At 56.5% G+C, this 20,931-nt stretch carries 29 protein-coding genes; 13 read left to right on the top strand and 16 right to left on the bottom strand.

The annotated features are described in order from the left end of the window. The first annotated feature begins 356 nt into the window (after window positions 1-356). A complete protein-coding gene (locus tag AC6I8D_RS21505; RefSeq protein WP_497820893.1) occupies window positions 357-1,253 on the top strand; it encodes a LysR family transcriptional regulator in 897 nt (298 codons plus the stop codon). Window positions 1,254-1,275: 22 nt separating this feature from the next. On the opposite strand, the gene AC6I8D_RS21500 is transcribed toward AC6I8D_RS21505, so the two are convergent. Genes AC6I8D_RS21500 through AC6I8D_RS21485 form a run of 4 tightly spaced genes read right to left on the bottom strand, consistent with a single transcriptional unit; the run spans window position 1,276 to window position 4,704 of the window. Then, on the bottom strand, window positions 1,276-2,115 hold the full coding sequence (locus AC6I8D_RS21500) for a metal ABC transporter permease (protein WP_497820892.1): 840 nt from the start codon (window positions 2,113-2,115) through the stop codon (window positions 1,276-1,278). Next, window positions 2,115-2,975 carry an iron/manganese ABC transporter permease subunit SitC gene (gene sitC / locus AC6I8D_RS21495; RefSeq protein WP_312053944.1) on the bottom strand — a complete coding sequence of 287 codons (861 nt, stop codon included), beginning with the start codon at window positions 2,973-2,975 and terminating at the stop codon, window positions 2,115-2,117. The genes AC6I8D_RS21500 and sitC overlap by 1 nt, the downstream gene beginning before the upstream one ends. Before the next feature lie 2 nt (window positions 2,976-2,977). Continuing rightward, entirely contained in the window at window positions 2,978-3,793 is an 816-nt protein-coding gene (locus AC6I8D_RS21490) for a manganese/iron ABC transporter ATP-binding protein (protein ID WP_312053943.1), read from the bottom strand. Continuing rightward, window positions 3,790-4,704 (bottom strand): metal ABC transporter substrate-binding protein, encoded by a 915-nt coding sequence (locus AC6I8D_RS21485; RefSeq protein WP_497820891.1) that lies wholly within the window; start codon window positions 4,702-4,704, stop codon window positions 3,790-3,792. The genes AC6I8D_RS21490 and AC6I8D_RS21485 overlap by 4 nt, the downstream gene beginning before the upstream one ends. 300 nt (window positions 4,705-5,004) lie before the next feature. Here AC6I8D_RS21485 and AC6I8D_RS21480 point away from each other — a divergent pair, with 300 nt between their 5' ends. The 4 genes from AC6I8D_RS21480 (at window position 5,005) to AC6I8D_RS21465 (ending at window position 6,853) form a co-directional block, all read left to right on the top strand. After that, window positions 5,005-5,457: a hypothetical protein gene (locus tag AC6I8D_RS21480; protein WP_312757969.1), complete on the top strand. Its 453-nt coding sequence runs from the start codon at window positions 5,005-5,007 to the stop codon at window positions 5,455-5,457. Between the two features lie 251 nt (window positions 5,458-5,708). Further along, window positions 5,709-5,954: a regulatory protein YcgZ gene (gene ycgZ, locus AC6I8D_RS21475; RefSeq protein WP_031375952.1), complete on the top strand. Its 246-nt coding sequence runs from the start codon at window positions 5,709-5,711 to the stop codon at window positions 5,952-5,954. Window positions 5,955-6,136: 182 nt separating this feature from the next. After that, the gene (locus tag AC6I8D_RS21470) at window positions 6,137-6,430 is read left to right on the top strand and encodes a hypothetical protein (protein ID WP_312053939.1); all 294 of its coding nucleotides are present in this window, start codon (window positions 6,137-6,139) and stop codon (window positions 6,428-6,430) included. Window positions 6,431-6,598: 168 nt separating this feature from the next. Further along, a complete protein-coding gene (locus AC6I8D_RS21465) occupies window positions 6,599-6,853 on the top strand; it encodes a biofilm/acid-resistance regulator YmgB/AriR (RefSeq protein WP_312053937.1) in 255 nt (84 codons plus the stop codon). 148 nt (window positions 6,854-7,001) lie between these two features. Here AC6I8D_RS21465 and AC6I8D_RS21460 read toward each other — a convergent pair whose 3' ends face one another. Then, window positions 7,002-7,301 (bottom strand): hypothetical protein, encoded by a 300-nt coding sequence (locus AC6I8D_RS21460; RefSeq protein WP_312053935.1) that lies wholly within the window; start codon window positions 7,299-7,301, stop codon window positions 7,002-7,004. 638 nt (window positions 7,302-7,939) lie between these two features. Beyond that, window positions 7,940-8,134 (bottom strand): hypothetical protein, encoded by a 195-nt coding sequence (locus AC6I8D_RS21455; RefSeq protein WP_497820890.1) that lies wholly within the window; start codon window positions 8,132-8,134, stop codon window positions 7,940-7,942. A 471-nt stretch (window positions 8,135-8,605) separates the two neighbouring features. Between AC6I8D_RS21455 and AC6I8D_RS21450 the strand changes: the two genes are divergently transcribed. Further along, a complete protein-coding gene (locus AC6I8D_RS21450; protein WP_312053932.1) occupies window positions 8,606-9,622 on the top strand; it encodes a substrate-binding domain-containing protein in 1,017 nt (338 codons plus the stop codon). Between the two features lie 24 nt (window positions 9,623-9,646). Here AC6I8D_RS21450 and AC6I8D_RS21445 read toward each other — a convergent pair whose 3' ends face one another. Next, a complete protein-coding gene (locus tag AC6I8D_RS21445; protein WP_312053930.1) occupies window positions 9,647-10,531 on the bottom strand; it encodes a LysR family transcriptional regulator in 885 nt (294 codons plus the stop codon). A gap of 99 nt (window positions 10,532-10,630) precedes the next feature. Here AC6I8D_RS21445 and AC6I8D_RS21440 point away from each other — a divergent pair, with 99 nt between their 5' ends. Further along, the gene (locus AC6I8D_RS21440; protein WP_312053929.1) at window positions 10,631-11,356 is read left to right on the top strand and encodes an SDR family oxidoreductase; all 726 of its coding nucleotides are present in this window, start codon (window positions 10,631-10,633) and stop codon (window positions 11,354-11,356) included. A gap of 46 nt (window positions 11,357-11,402) precedes the next feature. Here the strand turns inward: AC6I8D_RS21440 and AC6I8D_RS21435 are convergent, their stop codons facing one another. The 4 genes from AC6I8D_RS21435 to AC6I8D_RS21420 form a co-directional block, all read right to left on the bottom strand. Continuing rightward, window positions 11,403-12,134: a YoaK family protein gene (locus tag AC6I8D_RS21435; RefSeq protein WP_312053928.1), complete on the bottom strand. Its 732-nt coding sequence runs from the start codon at window positions 12,132-12,134 to the stop codon at window positions 11,403-11,405. A gap of 234 nt (window positions 12,135-12,368) precedes the next feature. Next, window positions 12,369-12,698 carry a DHCW motif cupin fold protein gene (locus AC6I8D_RS21430; RefSeq protein ID WP_312053926.1) on the bottom strand — a complete coding sequence of 110 codons (330 nt, stop codon included), beginning with the start codon at window positions 12,696-12,698 and terminating at the stop codon, window positions 12,369-12,371. Window positions 12,699-12,746: 48 nt separating this feature from the next. Next, window positions 12,747-13,439 (bottom strand): aspartate/glutamate racemase family protein, encoded by a 693-nt coding sequence (locus AC6I8D_RS21425; RefSeq protein ID WP_312757961.1) that lies wholly within the window; start codon window positions 13,437-13,439, stop codon window positions 12,747-12,749. A gap of 86 nt (window positions 13,440-13,525) precedes the next feature. After that, window positions 13,526-14,680 carry an MFS transporter gene (locus AC6I8D_RS21420; RefSeq protein WP_497820889.1) on the bottom strand — a complete coding sequence of 385 codons (1,155 nt, stop codon included), beginning with the start codon at window positions 14,678-14,680 and terminating at the stop codon, window positions 13,526-13,528. A gap of 136 nt (window positions 14,681-14,816) precedes the next feature. Between AC6I8D_RS21420 and AC6I8D_RS21415 the strand changes: the two genes are divergently transcribed. Continuing rightward, window positions 14,817-15,335 (top strand): MarR family winged helix-turn-helix transcriptional regulator, encoded by a 519-nt coding sequence (locus AC6I8D_RS21415; RefSeq protein ID WP_312054097.1) that lies wholly within the window; start codon window positions 14,817-14,819, stop codon window positions 15,333-15,335. Here AC6I8D_RS21415 and AC6I8D_RS21410 read toward each other — a convergent pair. Further along, window positions 15,332-15,934, bottom strand: coding sequence for a helix-turn-helix domain-containing protein (locus AC6I8D_RS21410; protein ID WP_312053922.1), 603 nt, complete (start codon window positions 15,932-15,934; stop codon window positions 15,332-15,334). The genes AC6I8D_RS21415 and AC6I8D_RS21410 overlap by 4 nt on opposite strands. 43 nt (window positions 15,935-15,977) lie before the next feature. Between AC6I8D_RS21410 and AC6I8D_RS21405 the strand changes: the two genes are divergently transcribed. The 4 genes from AC6I8D_RS21405 to AC6I8D_RS21390 all read left to right on the top strand — a co-directional run bounded on the left by AC6I8D_RS21405 (window position 15,978) and on the right by AC6I8D_RS21390 (window position 18,179). Then, complete coding sequence (locus AC6I8D_RS21405; protein ID WP_312757957.1) at window positions 15,978-16,673, top strand: B3/B4 domain-containing protein; 696 nt, start codon at window positions 15,978-15,980, stop codon at window positions 16,671-16,673. A gap of 118 nt (window positions 16,674-16,791) precedes the next feature. Further along, the gene (locus tag AC6I8D_RS21400; RefSeq protein ID WP_497820888.1) at window positions 16,792-17,118 is read left to right on the top strand and encodes a hypothetical protein; all 327 of its coding nucleotides are present in this window, start codon (window positions 16,792-16,794) and stop codon (window positions 17,116-17,118) included. Window positions 17,119-17,166: 48 nt separating this feature from the next. Then, the gene (locus AC6I8D_RS21395) at window positions 17,167-17,544 is read left to right on the top strand and encodes a RidA family protein (RefSeq protein ID WP_312757953.1); all 378 of its coding nucleotides are present in this window, start codon (window positions 17,167-17,169) and stop codon (window positions 17,542-17,544) included. 32 nt (window positions 17,545-17,576) lie between these two features. After that, entirely contained in the window at window positions 17,577-18,179 is a 603-nt protein-coding gene (locus tag AC6I8D_RS21390; RefSeq protein ID WP_497820887.1) for a LysE family translocator, read from the top strand. Here the strand turns inward: AC6I8D_RS21390 and AC6I8D_RS21385 are convergent. From AC6I8D_RS21385 to AC6I8D_RS21375, 3 genes are read right to left on the bottom strand one after another with little or no spacing between them, the layout of a single operon-like run. Beyond that, a complete protein-coding gene (locus AC6I8D_RS21385) occupies window positions 18,159-18,695 on the bottom strand; it encodes a DUF4865 family protein (protein ID WP_497820886.1) in 537 nt (178 codons plus the stop codon). The genes AC6I8D_RS21390 and AC6I8D_RS21385 overlap by 21 nt on opposite strands. Further along, window positions 18,692-19,081 carry a tautomerase family protein gene (locus AC6I8D_RS21380; RefSeq protein ID WP_312757947.1) on the bottom strand — a complete coding sequence of 130 codons (390 nt, stop codon included), beginning with the start codon at window positions 19,079-19,081 and terminating at the stop codon, window positions 18,692-18,694. The genes AC6I8D_RS21385 and AC6I8D_RS21380 overlap by 4 nt, the downstream gene beginning before the upstream one ends. Continuing rightward, window positions 19,072-19,386 carry a carboxymuconolactone decarboxylase family protein gene (locus AC6I8D_RS21375; protein ID WP_497820885.1) on the bottom strand — a complete coding sequence of 105 codons (315 nt, stop codon included), beginning with the start codon at window positions 19,384-19,386 and terminating at the stop codon, window positions 19,072-19,074. The genes AC6I8D_RS21380 and AC6I8D_RS21375 overlap by 10 nt, the downstream gene beginning before the upstream one ends. A 97-nt stretch (window positions 19,387-19,483) precedes the next feature. On the opposite strand from AC6I8D_RS21375, the gene AC6I8D_RS21370 reads away from it, so the two are divergent. Beyond that, complete coding sequence (locus tag AC6I8D_RS21370; RefSeq protein WP_312053910.1) at window positions 19,484-20,365, top strand: LysR substrate-binding domain-containing protein; 882 nt, start codon at window positions 19,484-19,486, stop codon at window positions 20,363-20,365. Here AC6I8D_RS21370 and AC6I8D_RS21365 read toward each other — a convergent pair. Then, window positions 20,352-20,930: a TetR/AcrR family transcriptional regulator gene (locus AC6I8D_RS21365; RefSeq protein ID WP_312053909.1), complete on the bottom strand. Its 579-nt coding sequence runs from the start codon at window positions 20,928-20,930 to the stop codon at window positions 20,352-20,354. The genes AC6I8D_RS21370 and AC6I8D_RS21365 overlap by 14 nt on opposite strands. Window position 20,931: the final 1 nt, after the last annotated feature.

The following is a 20,931-nucleotide window of genomic DNA, read 5'->3' as shown; positions in this document are numbered from 1 at the left end:
ATCCGGATAACCCTAAGCTTTGCGCGCGTATGCACGTCTTTAGTTTTAGCAGCTTTTCAGCCATCCGCTGGCGCAGCGGGTAAAAAGTCCCCTTTTGACGTGACAGACAGATCCCCTGCACTGCGGCTAATTTATTCTTTTTCTGTTCTATCGATATGATATATATAGGTTATTTAACAACTGAACTTATTAATCATCTTCACAGCTTTAATGCACAGAATTCATCAATGCTGTGGGGGAATTTGCCCTATTCTGTTGCAGGCTGAGGTTAAGGCCAGCGCGCGGCACGTTGGCCGCACTATCATGGAATCGACCTGCGCAGGCAGTAGCAGCAGGTTTAGCGAGCCAGAAAGACGATGCTAAGAGAAAATTTTAACGACCTGATGTATCTGGTGGTGGTGGCTCAGGAGCGCAGCTTTACCCGCGCGGCAGCAAAGCTGGGCGTATCGCAATCGGCGCTCAGTCACGCCATCCGTGGACTGGAAGAGCGTCTTAACCTGCGCTTACTGACCCGCACCACCCGCAGCGTTGCCCCAACTGAGGCGGGCGAACGCCTGATCAAAAACATCGCGCCTTTATTCAGTGAGATTGAGTCCGAGCTGGTCAGCGTTACCGATACCCAGGGGGAGATCGCTGGCAACATCCGCATTACGGCCGGTGAACATGCGCTGATGTCGACGCTGTGGCCGCTGACTAAGCCGTTTCTGCAGCGCTACCCCGCAGTGAATATCGAGTTTTCGGTGGATAACACCCTGACTGATATCGTCAGTGGCCGCTTCGACGCGGGCGTGCGGCTGGGTGAGCAGATCGAAAAAGATATGGTCGCGGTGCGCATCGGTCCGGACTGGAATATGTGCGTGGTCGCCTCGCCCGACTACCTTGAGCAGCATGGCGTACCTGCCACCCCCTACGATCTGCAAAACCATAACTGCATTAATATGCGGTTACCGACGCGCGGCGGACTGTACAGCTGGGAATTCATGCGCGACAGCAAGGAGATTCGGGTCAGGGTCGAGGGTCAGCTGATTTTTAATACTCTGGCGGCACGCATTGATGCAGCGCTCTGCGGTATGGGCATCTGCTATGTGCCGCAGGACTTTGTCGCTGAGCACATTGCGTCGGGCCGACTGGTGCAGCTACTGGCCGACTGGTGTGAACCGTTTGCCGGCTACTATCTCTATTATCCCAGCCGCAAACAGCATACCCGGGCATTCGCCCGGCTGATTGAGGCGGTGCGCTATCGCGGCGAGTAAGCGGCAATAACGCACCCCAGGATTACGGCAGTGGCCGAGGCTGGCGCTCCAGCCGCCGCGTTTTTTGACCGGAGACGATCATCGCGACGATGAACACCAGCGCAAACAGCACCACGATAGTCGGCGCCGGTGCGCTGTCGATAAAGAAAGAGAGATAAACGCCGCTGAGTGACACCAGCACCGACACCAGCACCGCAATCAGCAGCGCGTGGGAAAAACGTGTGGTCAGCAGGACCGCAATGGCACCCGGCGCGATCAGCAGCGAGATCGACAGGATAATGCCCACCGCTTTCAGCGTCGCTACAATGGTTAACGACACCATACACAGCAGGCCGTAATGCATCAGTCGGGCCGGCAAACCACACACCTGTGCCTGCTGCGGATCAAAGCTGAACAGCATCAGATCGCGCCATTTCAGCGCAATAACAGTGACAATCAGCGCGGCGATAATCAGCGTCTGGATGATATCGGCGCGGGTAATGCCGAGCATATCGCCGAAAAGTATATGGTCGAGATGCACTTCAGGCTTCACCGCGATATACAGAATCAACCCGACGGCGAACATGCCGGAAAAGACAATCCCCAGCACCGTGTCCTGTTTAATCCGGCTGTTGTCCTGCAGAAATCCGCTGGCTACGGCACAAAACAGTCCCGCGGCAAAGGCGCCGATCGCCAGCGGAATGCCCAGCATCCAGGCCAGCACAATGCCGGGAAACACCGCATGGCTCATTGCATCGCCCATCAGCGCCCAGCCTTTCAGCACCAGAAAGACCGACAGTAAGGCGCAGGGGATCGCCACCACCAGCGCGATCAGCAGTGCGCTTTGCATAAAGGCGAACTGGAAAGGTTCAAATATCCACATCAGGCAGGCTCCTTATCCGGATCGGTGCGGGCGCGACGCCGGTTCGCCAGCAGGCCATGCTGCGGTGCGAAGACAAACGCCAGCAGGAATAACAGCGTCTGCGCCACCACAATTATGCCGCCGGTTGCGCCGTCGAGATAATAACTCGCCCAGGCGCCGAGGAAGCTGGTGATGCTGCCAATCGCCACCGCAATCATCAGCAGGCGCGGAAAGCGATCGGTGAGCAACCAGGCGGTGGCGCCGGGCGTCACCACCAGACAGATCACCAGAAACGCCCCGACGGTTTGCAGTGCCGCAACGGTCGAAACCGCCAGCAGGGTAAAGAACAGGATCTTTAACCGTTCCGGCCGCAGGCCGATAGCACGGGCATGGTTCTCATCGAAAAAGGTCACCATTAAATCTTTCCACTTAAACAGCAGAATGATCATCGATATGCCGCCGATCAGCGCCAGCTGCAGGATATCAGCCGGCGCAATCGCCAGGATATTGCCCAGCACTATAGTCTGAATGTTTACCGAGGTCGGATTAAGCGACACCATGAACAGGCCGAGGCCAAAAAACGAAGAGAAGATCAGTCCGATGATCGCATCTTCTTTTAAGCGGGTGCGCTGATTGAGCAACAGCATACTGCCGGCCGCCAGTCCGCCCGACAGAAACGCGCCCAGCGCAAACGGTAGCCCGAGCATATAAGCGCCCGCCACGCCGGGCACGATCGAGTGCGACAGCGCATCCCCAATCAGCGACCAGCCTTTAAGCATCAGGTAGCAGGAGAGAAACGCACAGAGTCCGCCGACCATGGCAGAAACCCACATCGCGTTGAGCATGTAGTGGTATCCGAACGGCTCCAGTAGCAGATTCATGGTCAGTTCCCGTCGTGAAGCGAGGCGCGCGGCGCGATAAACGGACGTTCATCATCAGTAATGATCTGATCGTCCAGCCCGTTGACCGCAACGTGGCGCAGCACGCCGCTAAATGCCCGTTCAAGGTTGGCGGTGGTAAAGGTCGTGCGGGTCGGACCGCTGGCGAGAATAGTGCCCTTGACCATCACCGTGTAGTCACAGAATTCGGTGACCGACCCAAGGTTATGGGTCGAGACCAGCATGGTTTTACCTTCATCACGCAGTTCGCCGAGCAGGGCGATAATTTTCGCCTCGGTCTGGACGTCAACCCCGGTAAACGGCTCATCCAGCAGGATCACCCTGCCCTGTTGGGCAATCGCCCGTGCAAGGAAAACCCGTTTTTTCTGACCGCCGGAAAGCTCGCCGATCTGTCGCTGGCGATACGCCAGCATATCGACCCGCGCCAGCGCCTCATCAACAATGTCGCGGTCATGGCGTTTAGGCCGACGCAACAGCCCCATGTGGCCGTAGCGGCCCATCATCACCACATCCTCAACCAGCACCGGAAAAGACCAGTCCACTTCTTCAGATTGCGGAACATAAGCCACCAGGCTCTGGCGCAGCGCCTGACGGGTCGGCATACCCAGCACCGAAATCGTGCCGGCGGAGAGCCGGACAAAGCCCATCAGCGCTTTAAACAGGGTCGATTTGCCCGATCCGTTCACGCCGACCAGCGCGGCGATTGAGCCGCCGGGAATGCTGAAGCTGGCATCACGCAGCGCCGTGTGGCCGTTTCGGTAGGTGACGCTCACGTCGGAAACCACGATAGTGTCGCTCATGGCGCACTCCTCCCATGATTAAGGCCGTTGACCAGCGTGGTGGTGGTGACCCGAAGCAGATCGAGATAGGTCGGCACCGGACCCTGAGCCTGACTTAATGAGTCGACATAGAGCACTCCGCCATAATAAGCGCCGGTTTCGCGCGCCACTTGTCGGGCGGGTTTATCAGAGACGGTACTTTCACTGAAAACTGCCGGAATAGCCTGTTTCTTAACCTGATCGATCACTTTTCTGACCTGCTGCGGCGTTCCTTGCTGATCGGCGTTAACCGGCCAGAGATAAAGCTCTTTCAAACCGAGATCGCGCGCCAGATAGGAGAACGCGCCTTCACTGGTCACCATCCAGCGCTGATTTTCCGGGATCGCGGCCACCTGCTGGCGCAGCGGTGCCAGCGCCGCAGTGATTTTTTGCTTATAGGCAACGGCATTCTGCCGATAGGTTTCGGCGTTAGCAGGATCGTACTTCACCAGCGCATCCCGGATATTATCAACATAAATCAACGCATTATCAGGAGACATCCAGGCATGCGGATTGGGCTTGCCGTTATACGGGCCTTCGCCAATGCCAATCGGTTTAACGCCCTGCGACACCACCACTTCGGGTACGCCGTCCAGGTGTTGATAAAAACGCTGGAACCAGCGTTCGAGGTTCAGCCCGTTCGACATAATCAGTTGCGCGCCCTGCGCACGTTTAATGTCACCCGGCGTCGGCTGATATTCATGAATTTCGGCACCCGGTTTGGTAATTGAGCTCACCTCTGCCGCATCGCCCGCCACGTTTTTTGCCATATCAGCAATCACCGTAAAGGTGGTGACGACCTTAAATTTTTCTGCTGCATAACTGCTGGTGGACATTAGCGCGCTTAGCAGCAGGCTGAAAATGAGCGTTACGCTTTTTTTTATCGGGGCCATCGCACGATCTCCGGATATGATTAAAATTAAACATAATTAGCCTGTGCTATTTTTTATAGCACAGGCTATAACTTTACGACAGGCTCCCTTTGTGAAGTTTCTTCAGCATCAACTGCGGAATGAGAAGTTGTGTAAACAGCCACTGTTATTCATTGAATAAATTGAATTATTTAAGCGTGGCTTTTGAAGGCATATCGGTAAAGGCGGCGGAAAGATGCCGTGTGACGGGTCGCCAGTGTCCGCTCAGAACTGTCCTGAAAGTCGTTGTTTACCGTCGCAGCAGCCGGTAAAGGTGGGGCGATGAAAGCAGTGAAATGCCCGGTCAGCCGGGAGGTTACGCTGCCCCTTGCGCCTGATAACAATCAAAAGACACGAATTGATAGACAGGACAAATTAAATTCAGCGAATTTTTTTGCTACAGTGAACGTTACTTACCGCAACAAAACCAGGGAGGATAATTTGTATTTTTCCAGCGACGAAAAAGCGAATGTCATCATTGGCGAAGCAGCAATGAACCTGATCGAGGACAGTCAGGAGGTCAATGTAGAATTGCTGATGGGTGAGTTGCTAGCGATGTCTGCATCAGAAGTGGATGAGAACCGTCTCGAACAGTTGCAACAGGTACGACAATGGTTAAAAAGTTTCAAAACCATTGGCGCACGCAACACTGAGCAGGCTGGCTGGTTATCGAATCCGCTGAACGCTGACAAAATGAGCACTGATTCTGCTGATGATATTGTATTTAAAAGCTGACCTGAACGGTCTGCCAGACTGTCGGCCTGTGCAGGTGTTGTACAGGCCGGATTCATTAAACGCTGAAAAAGCCGCCAGAACACGCTTTTAACCTCGCAGTAAACTCTTCGTAACAGCCTGATTAATAAAGCATAGCATTTTTTGCACAAAAAAAATCATTCCGGGAATTCAAAATTCTGTACAAGTTTTTTAAAGATGTATAACTTGCGCATCCACAGCGCGATACATTTTAACCATCTGAGGACAACACTATGCGTCAGAACGGACATGCACCGGAAGCCATCAGCGACATTGCCCGTTACTTCAATCAAGCCAGTCAGCCTTCACAGCAGGAGACGCTGGGTGAGATTGTGGTTGAAATTCTGCGCGCAGGTCATAATCTGAGTCGTAAAGCTATTTGCAGCAAACTGCTGCGCCGGCTGGAACTTGCCTCTACGCCGGAGGAAGAGAGTCATCTGCATGAACTGATCGGGCTGCTTTTCCGTCGGGAAGAGTAAAACTGATACCCGGCGTTGATGAAGATGCATTACGCCTCAGCTCACAGCAATTCTGATCGGACTATTTTTCGCATTAACGAAGCCCAGTGTTGCTGTCCCGTTTCAGGCGCCCCGTCAACGGCGCCTGTTTCTACATCAGGAGCCGCAACGTGGCCATTAATTCGTAAATCAGAGAAACCAGTATGTACAGAAGTGATGATGAGAAACTGACAGATGTCATGATCGGCGAAGCCGTACTGACATTGCTTAAGTCAGACAAACCGGTGTCCAGCAATGCCCTGATCAATCAGCTGGAGCTGATGGCCGCCGAGACGGACGAAGAAGCTAAGGTGACAACGATCCGCAAGGCGATTACTGAAGTGCGTAATGGGATGGTGGCAGCGCGTAAGCGAACCAACAGCACGCTTGCCGATCGTGAAAATGCTTCACACCGTTTAAACAATGATGGTCCGCCTGAAGGTTCAAAAAAACACTAAACGATCCGTTTTTTGCGGAACTTGTTACCATAATTTACGTGTTAACGAAGCGCTGAGGCTTATCAGAAAAAAGTTTGCCGGTCGTCTGGGCAAAACAGTAATAGCGACTACACTCGATTCTGACTTAAGTCGATGCAACTACCGAATTTTCCGCAGAGAAAGAAAAACATGCAACACTCATCTTCAGATTCAACTCTCATTGACTATTTTCGCAGCGCAGGCGACCAGCTTGCTCCGGAAACCGAATTACTGGGCGGGATCATCCGAAATATCGTCGCCGAACAGGGACGCGTAACCAATAAGGCGATCATCCTTTATCTGATCGCCGAGCTGGAGAGTACCTCAGACGTGGTTAAGCTGGATGTATTACGTAAAACGCTGGAAATCGTTGTTGGCCGCACGCCGGACGACGCCGGAGTCTGATGCAGGCTTCCTGCGCAGTCAGGGTGATGATTGCGCAGGAACATCTCGTCGGCATCAACGATTATACCCACTCCCCTCCCCGCCTTGCTCAGCCGGTCTGCCAGCCCGGCACACCGAACAACACCCTTCTCGTCAGCCAATAGAGCCGTTAATCCAGTGAATCACGATGCTGCTGACATTTCACCAGCACATGACCATTGAAGGTGGTCGGCATACGGTTTCTGACCACTGAAGCAGAACCAATATTATTTTCCAGGTTGAAGTCATCACGGGTAATGGTCAGAGTCGCAATTTCAGTGAAATAGTCACGCTGGGTGTTATTATGTGCTTTATTATCAATCACTTTAACCACAAAAGTATCATCATCAATTTTAATAACATCGTATCTCACCAGCCGACTGTCCTGATTGCTGCTGATATAGTGTGTTTCAACATCCGAAAAGATCATGGTCATATCCTTAATTGCGCTGACCCCGGTTAATCGACCTGCTGTTGCTTAACAGACAGGTGATGCAGCGTACTTTGGTCTGGTTTGGTCTCGCAGCGTCAACAGCCCGATGGCAGGCCGTTCAGGGTTACCCCGGTGAAGATTCTTTATAACGCGTTGCGCCCGGCAATGAAACTGTTTCACCGTGCCGCCGTTGACGTCAGCCATCACTAAAGACTGGCCTGGCGTCATTACTCGCAGAACGTTAAAACCGGTCACAGAGTCGCTTTCCCGTGCTGCGCCGGTTCACGTCTCTTATTCCAGCGCTGGTCCGGCAACGACTCAGGGAGCTCAATCAGTGACTGTCACCGATGCTGCGTAATATTCAGCGTACAGGCTGGCAGCCGATTAAGTAAGAATAGTCTTATCTGGCAAGGGCGGTATTTTCAGGTAACGATGTGCCTACAGGCCCACAGGCGTGGTCCGGAGAATAAGCACACTGGCAGACACGCTGAATAATTCTCCGCTGATAACCGTCATTATTAAGCCCGCCGTTCTACACCGAAGCAGAGTTTAGGTAAAAATCCGTGCTGCCCAGGGGGGAGAAATAAAGAAGCGGTTTTGAGCAAGGCGGGCGTTTATTTTCAACGCCACTGGCCTTAGTGCATCTTGCGGGTAAAAAAGCCGATCGCTTCATGGCAAAGCGCTTTCAGCCGGCTATCGCGCGTCTCTTCGCTGAGGCGAAACAGTGCGTCGGTAATATCATGAAAATGAACAGGCTGCCCTGTCTTAATCAGATCGCCGACAATAGCGCCAACCAGCGCGCGAATATCTTTTTCTTCATCGTACTTCACACGACCTCCAGACGGTGTATGCATATACAGTTTAACACCGTTGAAAGACAAAAAACAAAAGTACCCGGTTCAGGGAAATATAAGCGAAGCGGCAGAAAAGGTTATTATTCATACTGGCTCAGAATAATATCTGGTACTATTTCGTTACCGGGCTAACGGCAAAGATATTACCGCCAGATATCGCGCTGGAACTGCTGCAATATATTTATCCCCCCCTTTAAGCAGACAGCTCAGAATATTCATATTATGAAACATACCGGCGCAGTCAGAGGTGATCCGTTGACTGATGGATGCTTTACCGGCACTGTCTGATGCCTCATCGTCAGGAGCCAGTTTCTTCCCGTTCACCGGTTTCATTTACTGACCTGCCGGATGGCGGATAAAAAAAGTTTCCTGTCAGGCAAAGCCGCTGCGGTTTCGCGCCAACAGTGTGATAAAACTACGCTTATTTCCCCGTCTCACGAGTGACGCATGGCTAAGTTCACCTTAAAACAGATTGCAGCCCAGTCCGGCTTAAGCCTGGCGACGATTGACCGGGCGCTGCATCAGCGTGGCCGGGTGCATGCGCAAACCCAGCATCGTATCCGCCAGGCAATTGCCGACCTTGAGCTGCTCCAGAAAACCGCGCTGGCGAAAGGCAGAACCCTTTACTTTGATGTCATCATGCACACGCCCGATCGCTTTCGTGAGCTGGTGCGGGAGGCGTTCAGCAGTCAGATAGCCAGCTTTGCCAGCTTTAAACTCCAGTTGCGCTTTCACTTCAGCGAGACGTTAACCGCCAGCGAGATTAACGCGCTGTTAAGTAAAAGCGCGCTGCACAGCCACGGCATCATTCTCAAGGCGGCCCACTCTGAGTTGCTGAATCCGGCTATCGACATGCTGCTTAAGCAGCGGATACCGGTGGTGACGGTAATGAGCGATCTGCCGACCAGTGCGCGCCTGCGCTACATTGGTATGGATAATTTTGATGCCGGTAAAGTTGCCGCCTTCTTAATGACCAAATGGCTGCGATCGGCGCAGTCGCACATTGTGGCGATTACCGGCAGTAGAGACTTTATCGGTGAGCAGGAGCGTATTGAAGGTTTTGAACGGGCGATGCAGCAGTTTGCGCCACAGCATCGGGTCAGCGTGGTAGCGGGAGGTTACGGCATTGACCCATTGATGTATCAGTCGCTTAAGCAATTTTTACAGGCCCATCCCGAAACGGATGCGGTTTACACCGTCGGTGGCGGTAATCCAGGCATTCTGCGCGCCTTTGAAGAGCAAAACCGCCCCATTAACGCTTTTATCGGTCACGATCTGGATCGCGAAAATCGCGCACTGATGCAGGCGGGCAAAATTGATGCGCTGATCGAACATAATTTACAGCTTGATGCTCAGCATGCCTTCAGAACGCTGCTGGAATTTCACGGCTTTCTGCCCGCCTCGGAGCCACTGGCGCCTTACTCAAAAATTAACATTATCACCCGCTACAACATGACCACTTAGCCTTGCCGCCGCTACCGCCAGGCACTACAGCTTCACGTGATCGATCAGCGCACGTAGCTTGGGTGCGAGGTTTTTGCGGCTGGGAAAGTAGAGATAAAATCCCGCAAAGGCCGGTAACCACGCGTCCAGCACTGTCACCAGCTCCCCGCGCGCAATGTAGGGCTGAAACGTCTCTTCCATGCCGAAGCTAATCCCGCCACCGGCACAGGCGGTGCGAATCATCACGCCCATATCATTGGTGGTGAGCTGCGGATTGACTGCCACATCAAATTCACGCCCCTGCTCAGCAAACTCCCAGCGATAAGGTGACAGACCCGGTCCTTTTCGCCAGCCGATGCAACGATGCTCAATCAGCTGCTGTGGATGCTGCGGCGTCCCGTGCCGCGCCAGATAGTCCGGCGAGGCCACGGCAACCTGACGCTGCGCGGCGGAGACCGGCACCGCAATCATATCCTGCGCAATCACCTCTCCCAGCCGCACGCCCGCATCATAACCCTGCTCGACAATATCAAACTCTTCATCGGTGACGGTGATATCCAGCTCGATCTGCGGATAGGCGGCCATAAAGCCCGCCAGCAATTCTCCGCCGAGCATGCGTTCGGCGATCGAGGAGATCGCCAGCCGCAGCTGCCCGCGCGGCTCTGCGGCCAGTTCAGCAATATCGCTAATGGCCCGGTTCAGCTGATTGATCGCCGGTGCCACCTCGGCATACAGCCGTTGTCCCGCTTCGGTCAGTTGAATGGTGCGGGTGGTGCGCTGCATCAGTGACAGGTTGAGCCGATCCTCCAGACGTCGCAGGGTCTGGCTGATGGCTGACCGGGTGACGCCCAGCTGTTCGGCCGCCAGACGAAAATTACGCGTCTGCGCCACGATTACAAACACTTCCAGCGCATTTTTATCAGCATTCATTGGTTAGTTTTAGTTGCCAGTCTATGAAGCAGTGGGTGGATTATCTTTATAGTCGAGCCGTCGTAAGATCACCAGCGACATCACAACAGGAGAAATGTTATGACGCAGAAAGTAATCTTAATTACCGGTGCCTCCAGCGGCATTGGTGCGGGCATCGCCCGTGAACTGGCGAAAACCGGCGCGAGGTTGCTGCTCGGTGCCCGGCGTGAAGAGCGGCTTAACGCGCTGGCCGAAGAGCTGCGGTTCAATGGCGCTGAGGTGGCGGTAAAAGCGCTGGACGTCACCCAGCGCGATCGGCTGGAAGACTTTGTCGGGTTTGCGCTGGCGCAGTGGGGTCGGGTCGATGTGATGATCAATAACGCCGGTATCATGCCGCTCTCACCGATGGCCTCGCTGCGGGTCGACGAATGGGATCAGATGATCGATGTCAACATCAAAGGGGTACTGTACGGCATTGCCGCCGTGCTGCCGCCGATGCTGGCCCGGCAGTCCGGCCATATCATCAACATCGCCTCGATTGGCGCACTGGCAGTATCACCGACTGCGGCGGTTTATTGCGCCACCAAGTTTGCGGTGCGGGCAATTTCAGACGGGTTACGACAGGAGAACAGTCAGCTTCGGGTCACCTGTGTACACCCTGGCGTGGTTGAAAGTGAACTGGCGGCGACCATTACTGACCCGACCGCGGCGCAGGCGATGCAGCAGTATCGGGCCATCGCCCTGCAGCCAGATGCTATTGGCCGGGCGGTGCGCTACGCGATTGAACAGCCGGAGGAGGTAGACGTGAATGAGATTGTGGTGCGGCCAACCCGCACCCAGCAGTAAGCCCCGGCCCGATGCCGTGCTGGCATCGGGCCGCGGTCAACATCGATCAATAGAAGCTTCTGCGGCTCCGCTGCACGGTAACGGCAATTGCGGTCAGCGCCACCAGCATCAGAAACAGCCCTAAACCGATCATGGCGTTGAAGCCGTAGGTTTTGAACAGCAGCAGACCGGCAATACAGCCGACCAGGAATGAAAACACCGTGGTCAGGTGGGTATGCAGCACCTTCTGGAAGAATCGGCGATCGGCGCTTTCATCGTGCGAAACATGCGACGATAACCACGATCCCAGCGCGATACCGGCATCGGTTAAGGTGCCGGTGATATGGGTTGATCTGACGCGACCGTTCGACAGCTGGGTCGAGGTAGCATTATGAATCCCCATCAGGAAACCCAGCATCACCAGTACTTCACCGTTAAAGCGCGGCGTATAGAACATGATCTCAAACAGGGATGCCGCCGTCAGGGCGACGCCTTCAGCCAGAATAATCAGACAGAAGATGGTGCGCAGCCGGTGTTTCTGGCCGACGATCACCGCCAGTCGGGCAACGGTACAGCCCATAACAAAGGCGGTAATCAGCGCCAGCAGAAACAACAGCTGGTGCAGATCGCTGGTGGTGACTTCGGTGGATATCTGGGAAGTGTTACCGGTCATGTGCGACGGAAAAAAACCGAACGCGCCCAGCGCCATGGCGTTAAGGATGCCCGCGGTGGTGGCCAGCACCAGTGCCAGCAGGCGATCTTCAGTATGCGATCTGACTTTCTTCTTTTTTATCAGCACAGGATTCCCCAAATCAGGTGAATGCAAACGGGTTTAACCGCTTCAAGCATACAAGCTGATAAGAAATTTTCCTGTCAGAAACAGATTACTCCGATAAAATAAGCCATTAATTTTGCTGATTTTTATAAAGCAGTTTCAGTTTACCTCTACAACTGTCAACGTAACGTTTTGCGTCATCGCCGACAGCGCTGTCGGCTGTCGGCTGTCGGCTGTCGGCTGTCGGCTTGCGGCAGGTTAATCAACAATGAACAGTCGCGCGCCAACCGGCGTTGAAGAACGATGCGGTTCAGCGTTGTCTGCCACCTGGTAACTGGTGCCTGCCGTCAGCACAAAGCGGCGTCCATCGGCCAGTTCGGTATGCAGCTCCCCGTCGAGGCACAGCAGAATGTGGCCTTTAACGCACCAGTGGTCGGCGAGATAACCAGGCGAATAATCGACCATCCTGACGCGTATATCGTTGAACTGCAGGGTTCGCCAAATCGCCTCGCCCCGATCGCCAGGATGAACCGTTTCTTCCACCTGCTCCCACTGCGTCAGTCCAAACGGCAAATTATCAATTTTCATGCGTGCTCCGGGGAAACGGCAGCCAGTCTGCTGCCTGGGTGAAAAGATCTAAGCCAGCGCCTGGATCACCGCCTCTTCGGCGTGAATCAGCGTGGTATCAAATAACGGCACGCTGGCATCGCTGTGATCCACCAGCAGGGTGATTTCGGTGCATCCCAGAATGATCGCTTCTGCCCCCTGATCCACCAGCTGCTGCATAATCTGCCGATAGCGCTGGCGCGAAGCCGGATTGATCGTGCCGAGGCACAGCTCGTGGTAAATCACCTGATGAACCAACGCGCGGTCCTCTTCCTCCGGGACAATCACCTGCAGACCAAATTGCTGCTCCAGCCGGCCGCGATAAAACGCCTGCTCCATGGTGAACCGGGTCGCCAGCAGCCCCACCTTGCGTAATCCCGCCTGCTGAATCCGTCGCCCGGTGGCATCAGCGATGTGCAGCAGCGGCACAGAGACCGCTGCGCTGATCTGCGGGGCCACTTTGTGCATGGTGTTGGTACACAGCACGATAAACTGCGCGCCGGCACGCTCCAGATTCTGCGCTGCCGCGGCCAGTATTTCGCCCGCCTGCTGCCATTCCCCCGCCGCCTGCAGCTGCTCAATCGGCTGGAAATCGACGCTGTAAAGCACCAGTTGCGCCGAGTGCAGGCCACCCAGCCGTTGTTTAACCTGTTGATTGAGGATGCGATAGTAAAGCGCGGTCGACTCCCATGACATTCCACCTAACAGACCAATGACTTTCATTGCGGCTCCTGAAAATGTGACCAAACAGCAGCATGCCAGATCGCGCGGTATCAGCAATCAGTTTGTCAGCACTTGCGACTGATTATTCAGTTTGCCTGCGGTCTGAACCGCCAGGCGATCGCCATCAGCACCACCACCCCGACGCTCATCATCAGCCAGGCGCTGGTCAGCGATACCCCACTGTCACGCACCCCGCCAGCCACCAACGGCATAATGGAGGCGATGAGATACCCTCCGCCCTGCACCCGCGACAACAGCACGGCGGCCTCAGTGGCATTGCGGGCATGATCGAGCGTGACGATCAGCGACAGCGGAAACAGCGCCCCGATCCCGAGGCCGAGCAGCAGCGTCGACAGCAGCGGCATGGCACCCGGCGCAACAATCAACGCGATCAGTCCGGCCAGTAACAGCGTCAGCACCAGCAGCAGTAACCGGCGGCGATCGGGAAAGCGCTGCTGAACGGCAGAGATCACCAGTCCGGCAACCACTTCGGTCAGCGTCAGCCCGGCGAGCAGGAAGCCGCTGTTGCGGGCGCTCCAGCCTGCCTGGATATAAAACGGCGGCAGCCAGGCCAGCACCAGGGTATAGGCGCCGGTTCCAATACCGAAAAACAGTAACAGTAATAAGGTGCGCGACGCGGATAGCGCTGCTACCCCAACAGACGGCGCGCGGTCCGCCGGACTGTGCGGATTCGCTGACCGCCAGACCAGCAGAGTGATCAGCGCCAGCCCGCCAGCCATCGCCAGCGCCGCAGGTAAACCGAGCCGCGAAAATAGCGGATCTGCACCCGCCGCCATCAGCGCCGCGCCCGCCATAATCCCGGTGCTGAATAACGCCATCAGCGTCGGGGCGGCGTGAAGATAGCGCTGGCGGATCAGCGCCGGCATCAGGGCCTGTATTACGCCGATTCCCGCGCCGCCCGCCAGCGCGGTCAGGATTAACGACAGCGGCGAGAGCGAAAAGCCACGCCACAGCGAGGCGATCGCCAGACAGAACAGCCCTGTCGCAATGCCGCGTGCCGCACCGCGACGCTTAAGCAGCCACGGGCCAGCCAGTGCGGCAAGCCCCATCATGGCCACCGGCAGCGTGGTCAGCAGACTAAAGGTGGTCGCCGACAAACCGGCCTGCTGTTGCAATGCCGGAAACAGCGGGCCGATAATCGCCAGTAGCGGGCGCAGATTGAGCCCGACAAGAAAGGCGATCGGTGCGAAGATAGCGGGTAATAAGCGGGTGTTTTGCATAGCCGACTCCCTAGAGAGGATTAACGCTGACAGCGGCAGGCTGTCACCACTTATCTTAACGTTAAGATAAATAGCGGCCGGCGTTAATAGGCTGCGCACAACCCGACAAATTAGCCACACAGTGAACAGGTGAATGATGCAGGACCATATCGATTTTGTCGTCAGCCAGTGGGACAGCGCGATGCCAGAGCTGGATGCCTCCTCAATGCGCATCGTCGGCAGGATGCTGCGCCTGATGAAACATCTGGCAAAAGCACGCAGTCAGGCGCTGGAGCAGTTTGATTTCCATGAAGGAGAATTTGACGTGCTGGCAACGTTGCGGAGGGCCGGGACGCCGTACTGTCTGTCACCGACCCAGCTGTATACCTCGCTGCTCGTCACCTCCGGCGCGATGACCCATCGTCTTAAGCGGCTGGAACAGCGGGGTCTGATTGCGCGCGTGGCGTCACCCGATGATAAGCGCAGTATGCTGGTGGGACTCACCGCGCAGGGTCAGCGCTGTATTGAACAGGCGCTGGCGGTCCATACCGCCACCCAGAACGCGATACTGGCACCGCTTTCGCGGGCGGAACGCAGCGCGCTGGAAGGCATGCTGAAAACGCTGTTGCTGCCGTTTGCCGGTGAAGCGGTTACCGCAGCCGAAGAACAAGATTAATGGTGCAGTTCAGCAACCGTCATGGTGAAGATCACCGGCTGTTGATCGGCACTGGCGTAGGCGTGCGGCATATCGGTTCGCGCCACCGCCGCGCAGCCCGGCCCGACCACCAGCGTCTGATCGCCAACGGTTAACGCCAGGCTGCCCTGCTCGACGTGCAGCAACTCCAGCGTACCGGCCGGATGGCCTTCGGAGCGGAAGGTTTCACCGGCAAACATCTGCCAGCGCCACAGCTCAATCATGTCAGGCCCGCGGGTACCGGCCAGCAGCTGCGCGCGACCGCCCTGTTCGCCCTGCCACAACGTCGGTATCGCGCTTTGATCAATCAGCCACGCGGCGGGCGTATGGGTCACATTGACGATATCCGCCACCGACACGCCCAGCGCGGCGGCAATTTTGCATAAAATAGCGATGCTGGGATTGGCTTCGCCTTTCTCAATCTCTACCAGCATCCCTTTGCTGACGCCGGCCCGGCGGGAAAGCGCATCCAGCGACAGTTTCTGGCTTTTACGCCAGTTTTTAATGCTGTCAGAAACAGCCTGATTGACGCTCGACACGTCAGCGCCGGCATCGGTCGATATATTGACTTTTTTGGTCATCGGTCATTACTATGAAATAAATTAGTCACTGAGAGATTATCCAATGTTATCTGTTGATCCGTCAATCGACCCGGCCGTATTTGCGCTGGCACCCGGCTTTCGTGCCATCAGCATTGTGGTGGAGGCCGCGCCAGTCACCCGACCTGAGGTTGGCGGACAGGCGCTGAAACGGGCCTGCCACCAGCTGCTGGAGCAGGATGTGGAGTGGGCCGACGCCCATCTCGCGGCGTGGGCAGAGGTGTTCAAAGCGTTTGGCGCGAAGGCGAAACGGACTCCCTGCTCGGCGGATGCACTGCGCAAACGGGTAATGCGCGATGGCGTAATGCCGGCTATCGATCCGGTGGTCGATCTGTATAACGCCATCAGCATTCAGTATGCGCTGCCGGTCGGCGGTGAAAACATTGCCGCCTACGTCGGCGCGCCGCGGCTGACGATCGCCGATGGCAGCGAGTCATTCGATACGGTCAAACAAGGCGACGTGGTGTATGAGTCGCCGGAGCCGGGAGAAGTGATCTGGCGCGACGATCGGGGCGTAACCTGCCGCCGCTGGAACTGGCGTCAGGGGGTGCGCACCCGGCTGGATGCGCAGGCGCGTCAGATGTGGTTTATCCTTGAAAGCCTGCCAGCGATGCCGCTGACGGCGCTGCAACAGGCCAGTGACGATCTGATCGCCGGTCTGCAACAGATGATGCCGGACGCCACCATCGACGCACGCCTGATAGACGCCGCCAGCGCGTAAACCTGACCTCAACCGCCTGACAGCATCGGTTAACGCCGAGCCGGATATATGGCAGGATACGCGCCCTGTGTCCGGCGATTCCCTGCCGGACCTCTTCTGCAGATAACCGGGGGTAGCGTTGGTTAAGGGTAAACTCAGGTGGTTGGTACCGCTGCTGACGGTGCTGGCGCTGGCGGGCTGGTGGTTAATTCCGCATTTCAGCAGCGAGGATAAAGCGTACTACGTTGCGATATTCTGCGGCATCGATCATCATGATAACTCACAGTTGCTGCCGCAAATGCAGCAGATTATCGAAGGCAGCAATTCTGACTATGCACTGCAGAAAATCACCTTCAAACCGGCGCTGGCGGGTCAGGTGATCGACCACTGGCAACAGCTGAGCGCCGCTGAGCAACGCCAGGCGGCAACCGATAACCTCGCCTGCCAGCAGTTACTGAAACGCTGAAATCGCTAACAAAAGAGCCGCACTGACTCAAACCCGCAAGGAAATAGCATGCCGCAACCTGAACGCATCAATTATCCGCAGCTCGGCGAGGTAAAAGCGCCTTACGTGCATGCGGTGAAACATGGCGATACCCTCTACGTTTCCGGCCTGACCGCCTTTGGTACCCCGGCACAGCAGGGTGACATCGCTGAACAGGCGGAAGCGATCTTTTCACAGCTTAAACTGATCGCCGACGCTGAGCAGACGTCGCTGGCCGCCCTGCTGAAGGTGACCATTTTTATCACCGCCTTCAGCGATATTGCGGCGCTGCGCACCGTGCTGTTCCGTCACTACGGCAGCCATCTGCCCGCCAGTTCCCTGGTGCAGGTCAGTGGTCTGTTTTCGACGGATTTACGCATTGAGATTGAGGCGATTTTTGCTCTGTGAATCTCTCACCGCGCTGTGCGTAACCCGTTACCATGCCACTCGATTATAGCGGTTTCATTGTTGCCATCTTACCGATAGCGCTGTCGCCGGGTGCCAGTTTTACTCTGGCGATTAACAGCGCGCTGGCTGAAGGATGGCGCGGCGTCGCGACCATCATTGTGGCTACCGCACTGGGGATCTACTGCCACGCTTTGCTGGTGGGATTAGGCGTTTCGTCGATGCTGATGGCTTTTCCCTCGCTGTTTCATCTTCTGCAGATCGCCGGCACCGCTTATCTGTTGTGGCTGGCTAGCCAGTTAATAATCAGTTGGCTGCGTGCCCGCCAGCCGGTTGTCAGCCCCGCTCCGCAACCGGTGACACTGTCACAGGCTTTTCTGGCCAACCTGCTCAATCCCAAAGCCGTTCTGCTTTACCTGACCGTGGTGTCGCGCTTTACCGGCCAGAGCGGCCATGTACGCGACTTCCTGCTGTTGGCCACGGTGCATATTGTGATCATGGCCGGCTGGCTCGGCGCTGCCAGCCAGCTGCTGATGAGCTCAACCCGCGCCATCAGCACCGCCACGCTGCGTGAATATATCAACACACTTGGCGGAACCGTGCTGCTGGCTATCGCCTTATCCGCGTTGATCCCCTGACGCCACCGCACCGCGGGCCAGGTAACCGATGCGATACACTTCCTGCTCATCTACGGGTGGCACCGCTGACGCCGTAACGCTAAGCCCCTGCCAGCGGCTGACATCCCAGGCGCTGAAGCCGGTATGCTGCGCCAGATCGGCAAGGTTGCTGTGCGGGGCGATCGGCCAGCGGCGCAGCGTGATAAAGCGCGCCTGATCGAGCTGATACGGCAACGCATCGCCGTTCAGCGCCAGCCAGCTCTCGATCACCGGCCAGCCAAAATCCTCCACCAGCCGCTGAAAGCCCGCGCTTTGCAGGAAACGCTGCATGGCTGACGCATGCTGCCAGAAATAGAGCGGCGCGTAGCGGTTCTCTGCCACTGCCAGTTGGTCATCATCCCGCCGGACGTAGAGATAAGCCTTGGCAACCAGACCCGGAAATCCGTCCAGCCGCGCGCCGTTCAGCCGGATACGCTGCTCAATCGTCGCCATCGGGTAATCTGCCGGCAGCGTAAAGCGGTAATGCATCACCATCATGACATCATCTCCGCCAGCATTCTGCCGCCGCTGAAGCTCCACTCTTCACTGCTGTTGAACTGGATAATCACCATCACATCATCCGGATCGATCGCCAGCGTGCTCTGCAATCCGGCGCACAGCTGCTGATAAAAGCGCTGCTTCTGCTGCCGGGTGCGTGGCCGACCGGCGGTAATCTGGAACAGGATGAAATCCTCGCTGCGCCCTTCGCTCAGGTAGTGACGGTTGTAAATTCGCTGACGGGCTGGCAGCTGCTCGATCAGCTGAAAACAATCATCAACCGGCACCGCAAACTCAGCCACCAGCGTCTGATGCAACAGTGCGGAGATCTGCTGTAACCGGGCCTCACTGTAACCCTGGCCAAGGGTGATACGGGTTAACGGCATCTGCTGTGCTCCTCAAGGTAGCTGAGCGCAGTCACTGCGGCGGGCCAGCCGGCGTAAAAAGCCAGATGGGTAAAGCTCTCGATCAGCTCCTGCTGCGTCAGCCCATTTTTACGCGCGAAATCAATATGCCAGGGCAACTGCTCAACGCGGCCCAGCGCGGTTAACGTCGCCAGCGTCAGCAGACTGCGTTCACGCGCTGACAGCGCGCTGCGCTGCCAGATATCATCAAACAGCACCTGCTGGGTCAGCTCAGCCAGCTTCGGTGCGAGGTGCATCAATGTTTCCCGATTCAGCGTCTCTTTCATTTTTTCTCTCCCGTGTTGATAGACTGAGTGTCGCGCAGCGCTATAATCCTGAAAATCAAATTAATCCGCACAAGCCATCCACTTTTACAGGATGATCATGAACAGAGTTCCCGAGTCACTGGATATCGATGCACTGCGCAGCTTTGTCACCGGCATAGAAGCCGGTAGCTTCGCGCTGGCGGCCCGGCAACTGTGCCGCTCAACCTCGGCGGTGAGTGCCCAGCTTAAAAAGCTCGAGCAGCAATGCGGCACGGCGCTGGTGATGAAAAAGGGACGGCATCTGCAACTGACGCGAAGCGGTGAACTGCTGATGAGCTACGCCAGACGTTTGCTGCTGCTGAATGATGAGACGTTGCGGGCAGTGAAAGGTGATGGGCTGAAGGGTGAAATCCGCATCGGCATGCAGGAAGATTTTGGCGAGACGTTAATGCCAGCGATCCTTGGGGCGTTCAGTCGCCAGCATCCTGGCGTCACAATAACCGCGCGCGTCGACCGCAATCAGCCGCTGCTGAGCGCGATGGCGCAGCATCAACTCGACCTTGCGCTGGTGTGGCAGGCCGATCCGCACGCTGCGGGTCAGCGGGTCGGTCAGTGCCCGTTAGCCTGGATACATCATCCTGATTTCACGCTGGCCGACCGGTTGCAGCGCGGCGACCCGCTGCCGCTGGTGGCGTTTGATGCGCCGTGCGTGATGCGCTCGCGGGCCACTGCCGCGCTGGATGCCGCAGGCATCCCGTGGCGGATTGTGTTTACCAGTCACAGCCTGAGCGGTATCTGGGCGGCGTTACAGGCGGGCTTAGGCCTGACGCTACGCACCCGCGCCGGAATGCCGGAAAAGCTGGCGATTGCATCCGGGCTGTTGCCGACGCCCGGCCATATCGGCATTGCGCTGGTGACGCCAGAGACCACGGATGACCCGGCGCAGGCGCTACTGCAACAGCTGATCATCGACGCCGCCTTGCCCTTTACTCAGCGATAGCATGCCGGTCGGCGGCACCATCAAATAGCCGCTGAATCAGCGACTGGCAGTAGCTGGCTGACACTTCCCGATCGTTAAAAAGAATGTGGTACATCACTGGTGCCACCACCCCATCAATCACCTGCCCGACGTCAAAGCCTGTCTCACCGCGCGCCAGCGCCCGGCTGTTCAGCGTCTCAAGATGCTGCAAGGTGTAGCCACAGCATTTCTGGCTGGCGTCTCCGCTGTAGCTGCCGATCACGTCGGCCAGCATTTCACGTCCGACTTTTGATGACATCTCTTCGGCATACTGCACGATGAACGCCGTCAGATCGCCGATCATCTCACCGGTGTCCTCCGGTTCAGCAATCGGCCGCATCCGTGCCACGGCCACATCGGCCAGTAACTGAGACAGATCGCCCCAGCGTCGATAGAGAGTGGACGGGGTAACCCCGGCCCGTTCAGCGATCATCGGCAGGGTTATCGCCGCACGATCGGTAGTTTTGAGTAACTGATTCACCGCCCGGTGAACTTCCTGCTGGATTCGGGCACTGCGTCCGCCCTGACGAATCATCTCCTTTGCCATC

The sequence above is a fragment of the Pantoea sp. X-Soil-MYKO-1785 genome (genome assembly GCF_059730675.1).
Note: the sequence above shows the minus strand (reverse complement) of the source record. Positions and strands in the feature narration are given on the sequence as shown.